Here is a 17,518-nt window from a genome sequence, read left to right as displayed (position 1 = left end):
CCCTATTTTACAAATGCTTAATCGTTACTTTAGATAGAATTCTTTCTATATCTTCATGTTCAGCTAAATCTGCATTGAAAGCTGTAGCTGTTCCACAACTTACAGCTAATTTGAATGCTTCTTCAATATCCTTACCAGTTGTTAATCCAGCAACCATACCTGCCACTGTACTGTCACCCGAACCTACAGTGTTAACTACTTCTCCGTTAGGCACAATTGCCTTAAGTTGAATGTTCGAATCCACATAGATTGCACCTTCACCACCTAGTGAAACGATGACCGATTGAGCGCCTTCTTCTATTAACTGTTTAGCACACTCAATTACTTCTTGATCTGTATTAATTTCTTTATCAAAAATTTCTTCTAATTCTGTTTTATTTGGCTTCACAAATTTCGGTTCAAAAGAAAGTATAGATTTCATTAAATCTTTCTCTGCATCAACAATTAGAGTAGCACCGGTTTCTTTTAATATTTCTGCAACTTCTTTATATACTAGTTTCTTTAATGTACTTGGTACACTTCCAGCGATTATGACTGTATCAGACGAAGTTGTTTGTTTCATTTTATTTAAAAATGATTCGTAATGTTGTGATTCGATATTTGGACCTGGACCATTAATTTCAGTCTCAGAACCAGTTTTTAACTTTACGTTAATTCTTGTATCTTCTTCTACTTCAATAAAATCAGTTAAAATATTGGACTGTTCTAATTTATCTTTAATAAATTCTCCAGGAAATCCTCCAACAAAACCTGTTGCTGTATTTTCAACTTTTAAAGTATTCAACACTCTTGAAACGTTAATACCTTTTCCTCCAGGAAACTTATTTGTTTCATGTGCTCTATTTAATCCACCTACTTCAAATTGATTTGTAAACATAACATAGTCTATAGATGGATTAAATGTTACTGTATAAATCATTTTAAACCTCCACTAATTTCATACTTTTCTTTATAAAGTGTAATATTCTCTATTTCATTAATTGCTTTTTCAGAAGTTAATATTTCAAAACCTTTATCAATTTCCACTTCTGCAAATGATACTTCATTAAACTTAGAATGATCTAATAGCACATAAATGTGTGAAGCAAGATGAATTGCTGTTTCTTTCATTTTTGATTCATCTGGATCAGGTGTAGTTAAGCCATACTTTAAATCTATACTATTCATGCCCATAAAAGCCTTATCGAATCGATATTTCTGTAAAGATTTAACGGCATTTACACCTATATTCGCTAATGTTGTAGATTTAATTTCTCCGCCTGTCATATAAACTTTTATACCTTTTTCTAATAATGGTTTTACATGCGTTAAACCGTTAGTTACGACAACTATATCTTGCTGATTAATATAAGGTATCATTTCTAAAGTTGTTGTTCCTGCATCTAAATAAATCGTATCGCCCTCTGAAATTTGTCTAGCTGCAACTTTCGCTATTTCTCTCTTTTCATTTTGATAACGCATTTCTTTATCTGACATATCTCTTTCTTCATGTCGTTTCGTTATTTGCGTCGCGCCACCATGTACTCTTTTTAAAAAGCCATTTTGTTCAAGTAGCGATAAATCTCTTCTAATAGTTGAAGTACTTGATTGCGTTAATTGAATTAAATCTTGTAAAGATACTGTTTCCCGTTGTTTAATCGTCTCAATTATGAGTTGATGCCTTTCTTCAGTTAACATCACATCACCCCTGTTCATTGATATGATAAAACGTTTTCATTAAAAAGTCAATCACATTCAACCAAAAACATTCAAAAACAATCATAAAATTTTTTTGGTATTTATAAGTGCAAATATTTCATACAAAAAAAGATTATTGTTATACTTTTTTTGTATATTTAAGGAGGCAAAATATGAATGATTTAAAAGAAAAATTATTTAAATTGATTGAAGAAAGAGAAAATGAAATGATAGAGATTAGAAGACATCTACATCAATATCCTGAATTATCATTTGAAGAAGAAAATACAGCAGAGTATATCAAATCATTTTATCAAGATAAAAATGTTAAAATATCACAACCTGTTAAAGATGAACATGGAATTATTGTAGAAATTAACGGTGGAAAAGAAGGTCGCAGAATCGGATTAAGAGCTGATTTTGATGCATTACCAATTACAGAAGAAGCAGATGTACCATTTAAGTCTACAAATGAAGGTGTAATGCATGCATGTGGTCATGATGTGCATACTGCTTATCTAATGGGGCTAGCTGATGCACTAATAGAATTAAAAGAAGAATTACCAGGAACAATTAAAATCATTCACCAGCACGCTGAAGAAAAACCTCCAGGTGGCGCTAAAGCTATCGTTGAATCTGGAGCCTTAGATGATATTGATGAGATTTATGGTATTCATATCGTTCCTGTAGCTAGCCCTGACTTTATTGGCTATCATAAAGGAAAAGCTTTTTCAGGTAGCTCAACATTTAAACTAACTATTAATGGACTTGGTGGACATGCTGCAAGCCCACACAAAACACACGATGCTTTAGTAGCTGGCACAAACTTTGTAAATACAATCCAAACAGTTGTATCAAGAAGAATTGATCCTCTTGAAATGGGCGTTATTACAATTGGTGCATTTGAAGCTCCAGGTGGATATAATGTGATTCAAGATAGTGTCACGATTAAAGGAACAGCAAGATATTTAAATCCTGATTATGAAGAAAAAATGTACGAAGAGATCAAGAAAATATCAGATAGTATCGCTTTAGGTTTCGATGTTGAATGTAATTTAGACTATCATTATGGCTATCCAGTACTCTATAACCATGAAGAACAAACGGATAAAATGGTAGATATTCTTGAGAAAAGTAAAGGCGATTATTTCAATCACTTGATAGAAATACCACAAGCATCAGGGTCAGAAGACTTTGCTTATTATTTACAAAAGATTCCTGGTACTTTCTATATTGTTGGTAGTAAACCTGAAAATACAGATACACCTTATATGAATCATCATCCTAAATTCGAAGTGAATGAAGATTGCATGGCTGTTGCAAGTAAATCATTAGGAGAAATCGTGCTAAATCGACTTGATTTAGAATCATAAAGACATCTATGTGACATAGAAAAAAGCACTAAACCGTTGAATTTCATTAACGATTTAGTGCTTTTTTCTATAATATATCTTCTCCACGCGACGCTACATATATATCAAACCATTCTTGGTCTGTTAACGATATTTTAGTTGCTTTAACCGCTTCGTCTACTCTTTCAATTTTACTTGAACCAACAATAGGCATAACTTTTGATGGTAAACGTAATAACCAACTGTATATAATCGTGCTTATACTAACGTTGTATTTAGCAGCTATTGGCTGAATTGTATCTAATATACGTTTTGCTTTTGGATCATCTTCATTAAAAATCGCTCCACCAGCCAATGGACTCCAAGCCATAACTTTTACGTCATGTTGTAACATTCTATTCAGTGTACAATCTTCAATATTTTCTAATTCATATGGCGATACTTCAACTTGGTTAACCGAAATATGTGACATTTCTTTTTTGAGGCTTTCATTCAATAGTTCATATTGGTTACATTTAAAATTCGAAACGCCAAAAGCTTTTATTTTCCCTTGTTCTACAAGGTGCATGACAGCTTTAGTCACTTCATCAGGATCCATCAGTGGAGATGGTCTATGAATAAGCAACGTATCGATATAATCCGTTCTTAAATTCGTCAACGAACGATCAACAGATTGAATGATATGTTCATAACTTTGGTCATAGCGATGCCCATTAAATTCAGTGTTACTTTGATTAGGTAGAATTATTCCGCATTTTGTTACAATTTCTAATTTTTCTCTTAAGTTCGGCGTAAGCGCTAAAGCATCACCGAATAAACTTTCACATGTGTAATTGCCATATATATCTGCATGATCCATTGTTGTAATACCGCGATCAACTATATCGTGCATATAATCATTTAATTGTTGGTTACTATAACCCCATTCATTTAATCTCCAAAATCCATGAATGATTCTAGAATAACTGACGTGTTTATTTATTCGAATACGCTCCATCCCATCATCTCCTAAGTAAAGTTCAACATGTCTAATTTATTACGTAAATATGCTTTATCTATTGTTTCCCCTATAATAACAATTGTTAACGGCATGTTCATCATTTCTGGTTCATACTGAGGCACTCCGAACGCATACTGGAATAAAAAAGTCTGATCTGGTTCTTCTTGGAATTTTACAAATCCTTTTATTCTCAATATAGAATCAGGTAACTGTTGTAAGAAACGAATTAAAAGTTCCATCTTTATAGGTCCATCAAACGTATAATTAATGGATTGAATACCATGATGATGACTATGTTTACCTTCTATATTAATTATTGCATCATCACGTTCAATTATTTGGTCTATTTTAGAGTAATTTGTAAAATAGACATCTGGTTGATGTTTTATTTCGTTTAGATGATCCTCAAGCATCCCTTTTTCTTCATTAGACAGTTCATCAGATTTGTTAACTACTATTACATGTGCATTTGCCATTTGTTCTTCCATTAAATGTTTAGTTTGATTAGAATAGCGATCTCTTTCTATGTATCTTTTACCATCCATAACACCAATAATAAAAGGCATATGTACTTTATCTACAATAGTAGGATTTTGACATGCATCAACTATTTCTACCGGGTGCGCTATCCCAGTAGCTTCTATAATAACTAAATCTGGTTTCTCACTGTGGTATAAGTTATGAAGTACAACCTCCATATCATCTTTTAAAGAACAGCATATACAGCCGTTTAATAAGCTTTTACTTGAAATACCTTCACCTAAAAGCTGGCTATCAACATCAAAAGAACCAAATTCATTCATAACAATTGCAACTTTTTTACCTGCTTCTTTCGCTTCTATTATTAACCTTTGTAGTAAAGTTGTTTTTCCGCTTCCTAAAAAGCCCGTCAGCACTGTAATATTCATTTTATCTTTTATATTTTTGCCACTACTCATGTTTCTACCACCTTTCTGTCATTATATGATATTCCAATATAAACTACAAAGTCTTAAGCGTTTTAAAGTAAACAACATTATTATTTCTATAGATAATCGGAATCATTATTAAAGATATTTACAAACTAAAATTATTCATTATATAATAGATTAGAAGTTCGGAAATAAAAAGCTATTTCATTTGTAGTTTGGGGGAAAGATTATGCCGGATAATTTAAATATCCAGAATCAATTGTGTTTTAATTTGTATAATGCACAAAGACAAGTCAATCGTTATTATTCTAATAAAATTTTCAAAGAATATAACATTACATACCCACAGTATTTAGTACTAACAATTTTGTGGGAAACAGCACCGGTCAATGTCAAAAAACTTGTAACAGGTCTAGCACTTGATACAGGTACAGTATCTCCTTTATTAAAAAGAATGGAAAACCTCCATTTAATTAAACGTAAAAGATCGGATTTAGATCAACGTGAAGTTTTCGTCCACTTAACAGATAAAAGTCTAGAAATGAAAGAAAAGTTATACCAAGCTTCTCATTTAATACAAGACGTATCTCAATTAACTGATGAAGAAACAGAACAATTAAACATACTTTTACAAAAAATGATTAAAAACATAGATAAAATTAATCAAGAAAAATAATAATTAAGAGTTCGGGACAATAGTTAATGTCCCGAACTCATTTTTGTGTTAGTAGTAATAGACTGGACACTTATATCGCATGCGGCTCTTGTCTTGTAAATTTTAAGTTCCTTATTGCCTTTTCTTAGCAAACGTGTCAATAACGGTAGCCTTATTGTCTTTTCTCATCAAACGTGTCAATAACGGTAGCCTTATTGACTTTTCTCAGTAGTCTTGGCAACAAGGAGTCTTTATGTTGCACGTGCATCTCGTCTTGCAACTTTCGAGGGCTTTATGTTGCACGTGCGTCTCGTCTTGCAACTTTCGAGGGCTTTATGTTGCACGTGCGTCTCGTCTTGCAACTTTCGAGGGCTTTATTTACTCAAACAAAAAGCTGAGACTTTTTATGTCTCAGCCTTAATTTTGTATGCAGTGAAAAACGGGTTCTAGAAGAATAACATGTTTCAACTTCTTAATCTTTTTAATACATCAATACGCTTTATTAAAGTTTACTACGTCATATAAATAGCCCTGCTCTTGTAGCAATGTTTGATAATCACCTTGTTCTAGAATTTCTCCTTCATTCATAACTATTATATGGTCGAAATCTTCAAGGTACTTCAAATTGTGTGTCACGATTACTATTGTATCGTCAGTACTTAATAAATTGTTCATAATGATTTTTTCATTTTCTTCATCAAGAGAAGCAGTTGGTTCATCCATAAGCCAAATGTTCGCATTTCGTAATAGTAATCGAGCTATTGATAGACGTTGTCTTTCTCCTCCTGATATATTTTCTGCATTTTCTGTGAGATTGTCATCTAATTTCAAATGTTCTAATCTCACTTTCATTAATGCATTTTTCATATTCTCATCAGTTTCTTCTATTAATAAATTCTCTCTGACCGTTCCTTCAAAATAATGATTGTGTTGTAACATTGTATTTATTTCGTCTACGTATTTTTCATGTTCAACATGAGACAAAGCTTTACCTTTATACGCCAATAAACCTTCGTTAGAACTATATAAGCCCATTAACAAACTTAATAATGTAGACTTACCTGAGCCTGATGGACCTATAATAGCAACATGCTCACCTTCGTTAATTTTAAACTGAACATTTTTTAACGTTTTTCTTTCTTGAAAATCGTATTTAAAATTCAATTTTTCAGCATAGTATAAAGCGTTATTGCTTGTTTCATATGTTTCTCGATTTTCAAAATTCTGATTTATAACTTCTTCGATATTTTTAAGACTTCTAGTAGTATCTGCTTTGTAAAAAGCTACGTTTGTCATTGGAATAGCTTGCTCAAATAATGTAATGACAATCATGAGTATACTTGCAAAAAACACTGCATTTAACGCGCCATCTTGAATTTGCCATATACATAAGATAGTGATACACCAAATACTTATCATAGCGCATATATTGAGCATAAAATCATACGTACTTAAAAATTTCTGCTCTTTATATTTTTTATTTTCGTAAATATTTTGTTGATTAAAAACTTTATCTTTAAAAATGTTATATTGTTGGAATCTATTTAATTCCGCTTTACCATTTTCAAAATCATAGTATTCTGCCACATATTCTTCTTCACTTCGTTGAACATCTTCTGCTAAAATGTTTGCACGTTTTGTAGATAAATAAGGTATGACGATAACAGACATCATCATTGAAATTCCAATAATAATACCAACATAAACACTCCAATTTATCATGACTAAAATTGTTGCGATAGTCGTTAATATAATTACGATTGGGGGATAATAAACGCGTAATAGAATGTTCTGTAATCTTTCGACATTATTTACCATTTGTGTTAGTAAGTCACTTGAACGATATCTTCTAAACACATTAGGGACAATTGGAATTAAATAATTGAAGAGTTCAACACGTATATTTCTTAACATCGTAAATGTAGATCGATGTGAATATAACCTTTCAAAATATCTCGTAATAGCTCTTACAAATCCAAATAATTTAATAGAAACAATTAAAATCATCAAAGCGTATAGCGGTGTTCCTAAAGCACTTTTTGAAATCATATAACCACTCAACGCAAACATACCTAAAGCAGTGAGCATACCTAAAACACCTATGATAATTGATAAATAAAAATCTTTATCAAATTTGATAGTTAATTTTTTCATGTGAACTGACCACCTTTCAGTGGGCTATTTGTTACTTGAACATCTCCATTGTTAACTTTAATGAAATTGTCGGCATATTTTAATACTTCTTGTCTATGTGCAATCGTAATGATTGTTTTTTCTTTAGAAAATTGATTCACAGTGTTAACGATAAGTTGTTCTGTCTTAATATCTAATCCAGTTGTTGGTTCATCAAATATAACCACTTCAGGATTTAATAATAGTAATCTTGCTAATTCTACACGTCTCATTTCCCCACCTGAAAGCATTTCATAACCGTCACCAATTTTCGTTTCAATACCTTTTGATAACTCACTAACTTTCTCTACAAGACCAACTCTTTGTAATACATCTTCAATTTGTTGTTTATCGTAATTTTGGAACATTGTGACATTATCTTCTAAAGATGCACTGAAAATGTAAGGTCTTTGGGATAGATAGCCAATTTTAATATCTTTTTTATACTGAACTTGTCCTTTAATGGGAGAGAGTTCATTCATGATTAATTTCACTAAAGTAGATTTACCAGCACCACTCTGCCCTACAATTGCAGTATGCATATTTTCTTTAATGTTTAAATTTAAATGGCTAAACGCAAAATCTTCACGTTCAGGGTATGAAAAATAAACATCATTTATTGTTATGATGTCTTCTTGACTCATATCTGGATTAATCGTTATTGGTTTATAGATTTCATTCTCTTCTTTATTTATATCTTCTATTATTTCGATATAGCCTTCACTTTGCTTACCTGTATGGAAAGCTTGTCCTAAATCTTTAATAGCATTGTAAAATTCAGGTGCTAATAATAAAGTAATGACTGCAACTAAGAATGAAACATCATGAAATACAATTAATCTTAATCCAACTTCTAAAGCAACAATACCAATCCCTAACATAGAAATAAATTCTAGCATCAAACCTGATAGAAAAGCGCTTTTTAATATTTCCATCGTTAAATCTCTAAATGATGTACTAGATTTATGAATTTTGTTCACTGTTTGATCTGTTCTATTAAATAATTTTAAAGAAACAAGACCTTTCGTTAAATCAATGAATTCTTTTGCAAATTGATCTAAAGATTGCATTTGATCTTTAGCTTTATCACGTGTTCTTAGTCCAAAAACAATATAAAATAACGGAATAAATGGTGCTGTTATCATCATAATGAGAGCAGCTGGCCAATGAATAAATAATAATGTTATAACGATTGCAACAGGAATGAGGGTTGATTTAAAGACTTGTGGTAAATAAGATTCGTAAAAAGGATGAATACCCTCCACTGCTTCTGTTAATATCGTTAATTTCGATCTCTTTGTATCTTTATTAATTAATTGATTTCTAACATCTTTTTTAACATTAAAAGAGAGTTTCTGCCCTGTTAATTGATTTAAATAATTAAAAGTAGCCCGTAATAACAGTACAGCTAATAAAATGAATACCCATTGGTAAAGTTGTTGGTAACCTTCTTTAACAACAAGCATTTGATTTATAATTTTACCTAAATATATATTTTGAAATACGACTGATAAACTGAGTAAAAATGATGCTAAAAACATCAATATTTGCAACGGTTTATACTGAGCACTATACTTTGTTAATTCTTTCACAATGTCACCACCTTTTTCCATTATAACGCCTTTATTAAAAAAATAAACCAAAATGTATTATTCTTTATATGCATATTATAAAGCATTATTTGGTACAATAATCTTAAAGTGATATCAACTGCATATCATAAAGTTTTCTAGAGGAGATCGAACATGTTTATAATCGAATTAATTAAAGCAATCATTCTAGGTATTGTAGAAGGTTTAACAGAATTTGCTCCTGTTTCATCGACAGGGCATCAAATTTTAATTGATGATATGTGGTTAAAATCAAAAGCATTCCTAGGTAGCGAATCAGCTTTCACTTTTAAAGTTGTAGTACAGTTAGGTTCTATCCTTGCTGCTGCTTGGATTTTTAGAAGCCGTTATATTGAGATGTTGCACGTTAAACAAAATGAGAAAAAGAAACATCATCTTAAACTTTCTCATATAATAGTCGGACTCGTTCCTGCAGGTATTTTAGGCTTATTATTTGATGATTTTATTGAAAAACATTTATTTAGTGTCCCTACTGTATTAATCGGATTGTTACTTGGAGCAGTCTATATGATTGGCGCAGATATCTATTCAAAACGTGTCATGAATCCACATACAGTTGATGGTATGAATTATCCAAAAGCTTTCGTTATTGGTTTGTCACAAGCTATCGCGCTATGGCCAGGTTTCAGTCGTTCTGGTTCAACTATTTCAACCGGTGTGTTCTTAAAATTAGATCATAAAGCTGCATCTAATTTTACTTTTATAATGGCAGTACCTATTATGTTTGCAGCAAGCGGTAAAGCATTACTTGGAAACTTAAAATATATAACATTAGATCAAATACCTTTTTATATTGTAGGATTTATCGCTTCATTTATATTTGGTTTTATTTCTATAAAGTTATTCTTAAAATTAATAAACCGTGTAAAATTAATACCATTTGCCATTTATAGAATTATTCTTGTTATAATTATAGCAATTGCATATTTCGGTTTTGGAATTGGCCAAAACATAGGATAATAAACGCTTTTTACAGTTTGAATAAGCTATTAAAGGGTAATTAAATAAGATATATAATTAGAATTGATATGGAGGAATTATACATGAATGATAAAGTAAAATTACTTGTTAATACATTGCCGTTAATAATCGTACCACTTATAACAGAGCGAAAAAAATTCAAAGAACATCCAGATGTTAAAAATATCACAGGAAAAACTTTAGATGTATCACATAAAGTGAAAGATAAATCTATCCAAACAAAAGATAAAATCGCTGAAAAATCAGAACCTGTAAAATCATATGTCGTTCAAAAGAAACGTTTATATGAATACAACAAACAAATGAAACAACCTTTTAAAGAGGAAGAAAAAGAACAAAAGGAATTACAAAAAGAGATTGATAAGCTAGATAAAAAACTTCAAAAAAATATAGAAAATCGCCATAAAGAAGAAGAAAAAGCTCAAAAAGAAAACCAAAAAGCGCGAATAGAAGAGCTTAAACATTATCAAAAAGAAGAAGAAAAAATGGCTAAAAAAGGCGAGAAATTAGAAAAAGAAAACGAAAAAGATGTTTCAAAATTAGACAAAAAACTTCAAAAAAATATAGAGTCTCGCGAGAAAGAAGAAGAAAAGAAAGAAGAAGAGAATAAAAAAGCTCGTATTAAAGAAATTAAAAAATACGATAAACAACAAAAAGAAGAAACTGCTATTCGTGAAAAAGGTTCTGAGATTGCAGATAAACAAAAAAGCGAAATAGCTCCACTAGAAGAAAAGTTAGAAAGAAATAAAGCTTATCGTTTGAAAGAAGAGATGGATCGACAAAAAGAAAATCAACAAAAACGTATTAATGAACTGGAAAAATATAATAACCAATCAACACAAAACATTCAAGAACTTATCGATGAACGTGTTCGCGGAGAGAAAAAACCAGCTCCTAAACATGCATTATACAATCAACATAAATCATTAATGTCAGAACACATTAGTAAATTCCCATACGATAAACACCGTGAAGAACATTTAAAAAATCAAAAACGCAATCGTCGTTCAAAATGATTAATCGAATTATTATAGATGGAGATGCTTGCCCAGTTACGGATGATATAATCCGTATAACTGACTCAACAAGCATCTCTGTTCTTATTATAAGAAGTGTAAATCACTTTTCACTAGCTGATTACCCAGAACATGTTTCTACAATTTATGTTGATCACGGTGTCGATAGTGCTGATTTTAAAATTGTTAAATTAACGACTTCTGAAGATGTTGTTGTTACTCAAGACTACGGTCTAGCAAGCCTTATTTTGAACAAAGCGAAACATGTTATTCATCATAAAGGTTATGAATATACTGCAAATAATATGGAACAATTGTTAACGCAAAGACATATTTCTGCCCAAATAAGACAACAAGGTGGCCGTACAAAAGGTCCAAAAAAGTTAACTCAAGAAGATCATAAAGTATTTTCAGATTTTCTAATAGATTTAATAAATAGTGACAACGCCGATACTTGACGTTGTCTTAATCTAATAACTGCTTTTTAGATCTATCTAAATTAACTTTATCGTTTTCTTTCATCTGTTCAAGTTCAATGCGCATTTTTTCAGTTTCTAATAAATAATTTTCGTGTTTCGTTTTTTCTAGTTCTAGTTCATCTTTTACACGTTCTGATTTAATTTTTTCTAGTTTTACTTTTTTAGATTCATGATCTTTAATAATTTTTGCAACAGTAGAAATTAGTACAATTAAAACGACCATTAGAAATACATTCATTCTAAATCCTCCCTTGTCAATAAAGTAAACGCTTTATTATAATTATAATACATAGCTGAAAGGAGCAATAACTTATGAAAAGAATAGCAGTTTTTTGTGGCGCTAGTAAGGGTAATGACCCTATTTATACAGAACAAGCTTATGCATTAGGTAAATATTTAGCAGAAAATCATTATGAATTAATTTATGGAGCTGGATCTATTGGGATGATGGGAGCTGTAGCAAATGGTGTAATCGACCATAATGGTATTGCTATAGGTGTTATGCCTAAATTCCTCGGAGAGCGTGAAATAGCACATGAGAACTTAACAGAGTATCATGTTGTAGATTCCATGCACGAAAGAAAACAAATGATGTCTGATATGGCCGATGCATTTATCATGTTACCAGGCGGAGCTGGTTCCTTAGAAGAATTCTTTGAAATATATACATGGGCTCAAATTGGCTTACACCACAAACCTATTGGTGCTTTAAATACTAAACAATTTTTCAAACCAATGCAAAGTATGATTGAGCACTTAATTTCTACAGGATTTGTTAGCGAAAATTATAAAAATTTAGCTATTATCAAAGATGAAGTTCCTGAATTATTTGATGCCTTGCAAGTAGCCGAACCTGTTAAACTTCGAGATTATCAGAAATAGATAAAAAGGTTGTTTCATCAAAAACTTTAATATTATTTAATGTTAGAAGGGCTGTCGTTACACCGACACCTTCTTTTTTTGTACCTGAAAATGTTCCATCATATATAATCGAAGCTCCACATGAAGGGCTGTCACTTTTTAAGATGACAGTATTGGCTTTTAAGTCTCTAATAATAGACAACGTTCTCTTAGCACCTTCTTTAAATTGGTGCGTAACATCTTGGCCAGATACCGTTATAACTTTAGCTTTATCATTCCAAACGTCAAAACCATCTCCATCAATAATTTCAGCTGGTTCTCTCGGTATTTGTAAACCACCTAGTATTTCTGGACAAACACTGATCGCTTTTCCTTCATCTATTAATTGTTTATAAAATAAATCCAACTTATGTTTGCCATCATATCTTACTTTTTCACCAACTAAACATGCACTGATCACGATCATAAAATCCACTCCTTATAAAATCTTATGATATAAAACATGTGTTGCTAATTTTTCATCGTCAACAACATTAGGATGCAAAAAATTCTCAATATGATTCATTTCTAATTTTTCCATCACTCTTCTAGAAGGCTTATTAATTTCTGATGTAAAGCTATAAACTTCTTCAATGCCTTGCTCTTTAGCATAACCCAACACGGCTTCAGCTGCTTCAGTTGCAAGTCCATTGCCCCAAACTGTTTTATCTAATCTCCAACCTATCTCATAAAAAGGTAGTTGTGATAAATTGAGATCACTATTTTCAGGTATATAATTAATGCCTACCATACCTATAAAGCTATTAGTAGCTTTTAATTCCACAGCAAACAAACCAATTTTTTGTTTTGTGATAACTTCTTGCATTTGGTTAACTATATTTTTTGTTGCTTGATAGCTTAATATATCTGGAAAATATCTTCTCACTTCAGGACTTGCATTCATGCTCTGAAATATTTCGATATCTTTTTCTTCCCAATCTCTTAATATTAAGCGCTTTGTTTCAATATATGTACTCATTTCAATCACCCAACCTTCATAATAATAAAAAAAGGATGTACTATTATTTTAGCACATCCTCTTACAAATTATGATCTTACTGAACTTCTAATGTGAAATCTTTTTCCAGTTGGGCCTTCAATACTGAACATACCGCCTCTTCCATCAACAACATCTAATTCTAGATTAGTATGTTTCCAGTATTCATATTGTTTTTTATTCATATAGAATGGAACGCCTTCGATTTCACCTAGTTTAACATCAACATCTCCAATGATTAGTGTGCCTTCAACAAAAAGCATCGGAGAGCTACCATCACAACATCCACCTGATTGATGAAAAATCAAGTTTTCACCATGTGTCTTTTTTAAATCTCTAATGAGTGATTTGGCTGTTTCAGTTGCAGTAACTTGTTCTTTCATTTAGAACAGTCCCGCTGGTTTCTCACTATAACTTACAAGTAAGTTTTTAGTTTGTTGGTAATGATCTAACATCATTTTGTGATTTTCACGGCCAATACCACTCATTTTGTATCCGCCAAACGCTGCGTGAGCTGGGTAAGTATGGTAGTTATTTACCCATACACGACCTGCTTGGATACCTCTACCGAATCTATATGCTTTATTTTGGTTTCTAGTCCAAATACCTGCACCTAAACCGTATAAAGTATCATTTGCCATTTCTAAAGCTTCTTCATCGTCTTTAAATGTTGCTAATGATAATACAGGTCCAAATATTTCTTCTTGGAAAATTCTCATATCTTGTGTTCCTTTGAAAATAGTTGGTTCGATGTAATAACCATTTTCTAAGTCACCAGATTCTTTACGTACATTACCGCCTACTAAGATTTCAGCACCTTCTTGTTTACCGATATCTAAATAACTTTTAATTTTTTCAGCTTGCTCTTGAGAAGTTTGTGCACCAAGCATTGTTTCCGGATCAAGAGGGTTACCTGTTTTAATTTCGTTTACACGTTTAACACATTTTTCGATAAATTTATCGTAAATATCTTCGTGTACTAACGCTCTTGAAGGACATGTACATACTTCACCTTGGTTAAGTGCGAACATTACTAAACCTTCAACAGCTTTGTCTAAGAAATCATCTTCTTCATCCATTATATCTTTAAAGAAGATGTTCGGTGATTTACCACCTAATTCTAGTGTTACTGGAATTAAGTTTTGACTTGCATTTTGCATGATGATACGTCCTGTAGTCGTTTCACCTGTGAATGCTACTTTATTAATATCTTCATGTGTAGCTAATGCTTGTCCTGCTTCTGCACCGAATCCGTTTACTACGTTAATTAAACCTTCAGGTAACAAGTCTTGGATTTTTTCAATAAGGTGTAAAATAGACACCGGAGTTTGTTCTGCTGGTTTTAATACAACAGCATTACCAGTTACGATTGCAGGCGCTAATTTCCAAGTAGCCATTAACAATGGGAAGTTCCAAGGAATGATTTGACCTACAACACCAATCGGTTCTTTAAAATGATAAGCTACTGTATCGTTATCTATTTGTGAAATGCCACCTTCTTCTGCTCTTACAACTCCAGCGAAATATCTGAAGTGGTCAACCACTAAAGGTAAATCTGCTGCTAAACACTCTCTAATTGGTTTACCATTATCAAATGTTTCGATTACAGCAAGTTCTTCTATATTTTCTTCTATTCGATCTGCGATATCTAATAATAATTGAGAATGTTCTGTAGGAGATTTTTTAGCCCACTCTACTTGAGCTTTATGCGCTGCTTTTACTGCTTCATCAACATCTTCTTTAGTAGAACGAGGTATTTTTGCGTATACTTCCCCAGTTACCGGTGAACCATTGTCGAAAAATTCACCATTTTTGGGGTCAACCCATTTACCACCGATAAAATTCTGATATTTATCTTTTACTTTATACTTTGCATTTGTTGCAGTTGGATATTCAAAAGCCATATTAAAACGCCTCCCTAAATGTAGTTACAATTCTATTTTAATTGATGAAACCGCTATCATCAACTAATTAGCATTTTAAAATAAAACAATAAATTTTTCAAGAAAGAAAAATAAGTAACTATAAAATTGCGCGGAATTTAATAATAAAATTATTCTTCCGAGGTTAAATAGCTAATCTTATTATTTAAATACCCAGTGATAAACTAAATATTCCAATCCAATTGGATTGGAATATTTAGTTTTTGTAAAGTGTATAAACAAGAAAATATCATGTTCATTTATTCTACTGTTAAAGTTGTTTGTGCTATAACATTTCCACCTGATAGTACTTCTACTTTTACTTCTTCATCCGCTTCATTTGCGATTTTAGTTTTAAAGTACCAATCTGTTTTTCCATTTTTAATTTTTGGATTAACTGATTCTGATATACCTGGAGCTTGTCCATTAAACATCCCTACTTCTCTACCGTCTTTATTTTTTATAGATAGTTGGAATTTTTGATTGATTAGTTTAGATTCATCTACATGTACTGTTATATTGAATTTTTCTTGTCTTGATACAGATGAAGGAATATCAAAAGTACTAGTGTCATTATTTGTTGTATTATTATCTTCTTCTGTTGAGTGCTCAGTTTTATTTTGTTTTGTACCTTTGGCACCATAGCTTCCAGATGCATATGTTGAAGCATCATACCATTTATATCCACGTTTTGGTGTTCCCCAAGGTTCTTGTTCAACTTCTTGACTGTTCTCAGGTTGTTCAAATCGTTTTAGAGGCGTTTTATCATCAAGATTTATGTCCATAGCTTTAAAATCTTTTTGATTTTCTTGCTTATTTAACCATTCAACAATTTGCATAACCATTTTTTTATTATCTTCTTCTTTGAAACCATCATATGTTTTTTTGTTTTCTCCGTTATCTTCTCGTTTATATTTTGGAGTCTTATCTTCTACCATCGAAGAGTCCCCAATGAAAGCTCCTTTTCCTTTTTCTACTTTACTAATCGCAATATAAGGTCCTTCATTCTTACCCCCACCGTTATAAATACCTTCATCTACAGCATTATTCCATTTATCATGTTTACTCAGTTGTGGAACAAAAGCTATTCCTTTTGCTTTATTCGGGTCAGTAATAGCAATTGTTGATCCTGCATGCATTGATACTGCTTTTATACCATTAGTAATATTAAAACTTTCTTCGCTTGAAGCTATATCGTCAACCTTAATATTACCTAATGCATTATATCGAAAGCGCAAACCGAACACTTCATTTAGAAAATCTCTACTTTCTACACCTTTCATTTTTTCTGATGCTCTTTCTTCAGGCGACATACCTTTTGTTGGATTGTCAAAAGCGCCTCTTCTATATCCGTTCATAACTTCAGATGAATCAAACCTATTAAAGTTTCTATCCGCATTATAGTGATCGCTTATCATTAAGATACTACCACCAGCTTTCACATATTTCTCAATAGCATCTTGTTCACTTTTCTTAAGAGGATTATTCGCTTCAGGAATCACTACTAGTTGATAGTCTTGCATTGTCTTGTAATCTAATAGTTGATTGTATCCTAAATCTGTAACTTCATAATTTTCTTTCGTTAGTGCGTCTGCAAAATCAGAAAAACCTCCATCAATTACCCAATCAGCACTCCCGGCTGTTTGTCCATGTGCACTATCGAATAGTACTTTACCTTTTATGTCGCTACTCTTTGGAGAAAGAACTATCTTGCCATCTTCTCCTTTTTTCTCTTCATTACCGTTAGAACAAGCTACTAATACAATTGAGAAAACTATTATTAAACTTAAAATTAGCATCTTTAATTTCATTTTAATCTCCTTAT

17 protein-coding genes and 1 pseudogene are annotated in these 17,518 nt (G+C 31.6%); 6 read left to right on the top strand and 12 right to left on the bottom strand.

The genetic code is table 11. The annotated features are described in order from the left end of the window. Positions 1-7: 7 nt before the first annotated feature. Both pfkB and LQ615_RS00715 read right to left on the bottom strand, forming a co-directional pair. On the bottom strand, positions 8-919 hold the full coding sequence (gene pfkB, locus LQ615_RS00720) for a 1-phosphofructokinase (RefSeq protein WP_239703963.1): 912 nt from the start codon (positions 917-919) through the stop codon (positions 8-10). Further along, on the bottom strand, positions 916-1,677 hold the full coding sequence (locus LQ615_RS00715) for a DeoR/GlpR family DNA-binding transcription regulator (protein ID WP_239703962.1): 762 nt from the start codon (positions 1,675-1,677) through the stop codon (positions 916-918). The genes pfkB and LQ615_RS00715 overlap by 4 nt, the downstream gene beginning before the upstream one ends. A 173-nt stretch (positions 1,678-1,850) precedes the next feature. On the opposite strand from LQ615_RS00715, the gene LQ615_RS00710 reads away from it, so the two are divergent. Next, positions 1,851-3,050, top strand: coding sequence for a M20 metallopeptidase family protein (locus LQ615_RS00710; RefSeq protein WP_239703961.1), 1,200 nt, complete (start codon positions 1,851-1,853; stop codon positions 3,048-3,050). A 67-nt stretch (positions 3,051-3,117) separates the two neighbouring features. On the opposite strand, the gene LQ615_RS00705 is transcribed toward LQ615_RS00710, so the two are convergent. Continuing rightward, on the bottom strand, positions 3,118-4,026 hold the full coding sequence (locus LQ615_RS00705; RefSeq protein ID WP_239703960.1) for an aldo/keto reductase: 909 nt from the start codon (positions 4,024-4,026) through the stop codon (positions 3,118-3,120). Positions 4,027-4,037: 11 nt separating this feature from the next. Further along, positions 4,038-4,967 (bottom strand): CobW family GTP-binding protein, encoded by a 930-nt coding sequence (locus LQ615_RS00700; RefSeq protein WP_218688233.1) that lies wholly within the window; start codon positions 4,965-4,967, stop codon positions 4,038-4,040. Between the two features lie 202 nt (positions 4,968-5,169). On the opposite strand from LQ615_RS00700, the gene LQ615_RS00695 reads away from it, so the two are divergent. Next, positions 5,170-5,616 (top strand): MarR family winged helix-turn-helix transcriptional regulator, encoded by a 447-nt coding sequence (locus LQ615_RS00695; RefSeq protein WP_017000978.1) that lies wholly within the window; start codon positions 5,170-5,172, stop codon positions 5,614-5,616. A gap of 468 nt (positions 5,617-6,084) precedes the next feature. On the opposite strand, the gene cydC is transcribed toward LQ615_RS00695, so the two are convergent. Together cydC and LQ615_RS00685 are read right to left on the bottom strand one after the other, a co-directional pair. Continuing rightward, entirely contained in the window at positions 6,085-7,749 is a 1,665-nt protein-coding gene (gene cydC / locus LQ615_RS00690) for a thiol reductant ABC exporter subunit CydC (protein ID WP_103268645.1), read from the bottom strand. Further along, complete coding sequence (locus LQ615_RS00685) at positions 7,746-9,359, bottom strand: ABC transporter ATP-binding protein/permease (protein WP_174700884.1); 1,614 nt, start codon at positions 9,357-9,359, stop codon at positions 7,746-7,748. Before LQ615_RS00685 ends, cydC begins: the two co-directional genes overlap by 4 nt. A 153-nt stretch (positions 9,360-9,512) precedes the next feature. Between LQ615_RS00685 and LQ615_RS00680 the strand changes: the two genes are divergently transcribed. The 3 genes and pseudogenes from LQ615_RS00680 to LQ615_RS00670 all read left to right on the top strand — a co-directional run bounded on the left by LQ615_RS00680 (position 9,513) and on the right by LQ615_RS00670 (position 11,853). After that, the gene (locus LQ615_RS00680; RefSeq protein ID WP_070045658.1) at positions 9,513-10,358 is read left to right on the top strand and encodes an undecaprenyl-diphosphate phosphatase; all 846 of its coding nucleotides are present in this window, start codon (positions 9,513-9,515) and stop codon (positions 10,356-10,358) included. Between the two features lie 83 nt (positions 10,359-10,441). Then, positions 10,442-11,065 (top strand): annotated as a pseudogene (locus tag LQ615_RS00675) (hypothetical protein); the annotation flags it as partial. A gap of 329 nt (positions 11,066-11,394) precedes the next feature. Further along, positions 11,395-11,853, top strand: coding sequence for a YaiI/YqxD family protein (locus tag LQ615_RS00670; RefSeq protein WP_239703969.1), 459 nt, complete (start codon positions 11,395-11,397; stop codon positions 11,851-11,853). 7 nt (positions 11,854-11,860) lie between these two features. On the opposite strand, the gene LQ615_RS00665 is transcribed toward LQ615_RS00670, so the two are convergent. Further along, a complete protein-coding gene (locus LQ615_RS00665; RefSeq protein ID WP_017001171.1) occupies positions 11,861-12,112 on the bottom strand; it encodes a hypothetical protein in 252 nt (83 codons plus the stop codon). Positions 12,113-12,186: 74 nt separating this feature from the next. Between LQ615_RS00665 and LQ615_RS00660 the strand changes: the two genes are divergently transcribed. Then, on the top strand, positions 12,187-12,756 hold the full coding sequence (locus LQ615_RS00660; protein ID WP_064210846.1) for an LOG family protein: 570 nt from the start codon (positions 12,187-12,189) through the stop codon (positions 12,754-12,756). On the opposite strand, the gene LQ615_RS00655 is transcribed toward LQ615_RS00660, so the two are convergent. From LQ615_RS00655 to LQ615_RS00635, 5 genes are all read right to left on the bottom strand, one after another. Continuing rightward, complete coding sequence (locus LQ615_RS00655; RefSeq protein WP_064210845.1) at positions 12,731-13,201, bottom strand: 2-thiouracil desulfurase family protein; 471 nt, start codon at positions 13,199-13,201, stop codon at positions 12,731-12,733. The two genes, LQ615_RS00660 and LQ615_RS00655, sit on opposite strands and share 26 nt — an antisense overlap. A 12-nt stretch (positions 13,202-13,213) precedes the next feature. Beyond that, positions 13,214-13,753: a GNAT family N-acetyltransferase gene (locus LQ615_RS00650; protein ID WP_064210844.1), complete on the bottom strand. Its 540-nt coding sequence runs from the start codon at positions 13,751-13,753 to the stop codon at positions 13,214-13,216. Positions 13,754-13,821: 68 nt separating this feature from the next. Next, positions 13,822-14,154: a DUF779 domain-containing protein gene (locus LQ615_RS00645; RefSeq protein WP_017001167.1), complete on the bottom strand. Its 333-nt coding sequence runs from the start codon at positions 14,152-14,154 to the stop codon at positions 13,822-13,824. After that, entirely contained in the window at positions 14,155-15,675 is a 1,521-nt protein-coding gene (exaC, locus tag LQ615_RS00640; RefSeq protein WP_064204673.1) for an acetaldehyde dehydrogenase ExaC, read from the bottom strand. A gap of 278 nt (positions 15,676-15,953) precedes the next feature. Next, complete coding sequence (locus tag LQ615_RS00635) at positions 15,954-17,504, bottom strand: DNA-binding protein (protein ID WP_218688234.1); 1,551 nt, start codon at positions 17,502-17,504, stop codon at positions 15,954-15,956. Between the last annotated feature and the right edge of the window lie 14 nt (positions 17,505-17,518).

Origin of the sequence: Mammaliicoccus sp. C-M13, assembly GCF_022386845.1 — a bacterium.
GTDB classification, from domain to species: domain Bacteria; phylum Bacillota; class Bacilli; order Staphylococcales; family Staphylococcaceae; genus Mammaliicoccus; species Mammaliicoccus lentus.
Note: the sequence above shows the minus strand (reverse complement) of the source record. Positions and strands in the feature narration are given on the sequence as shown.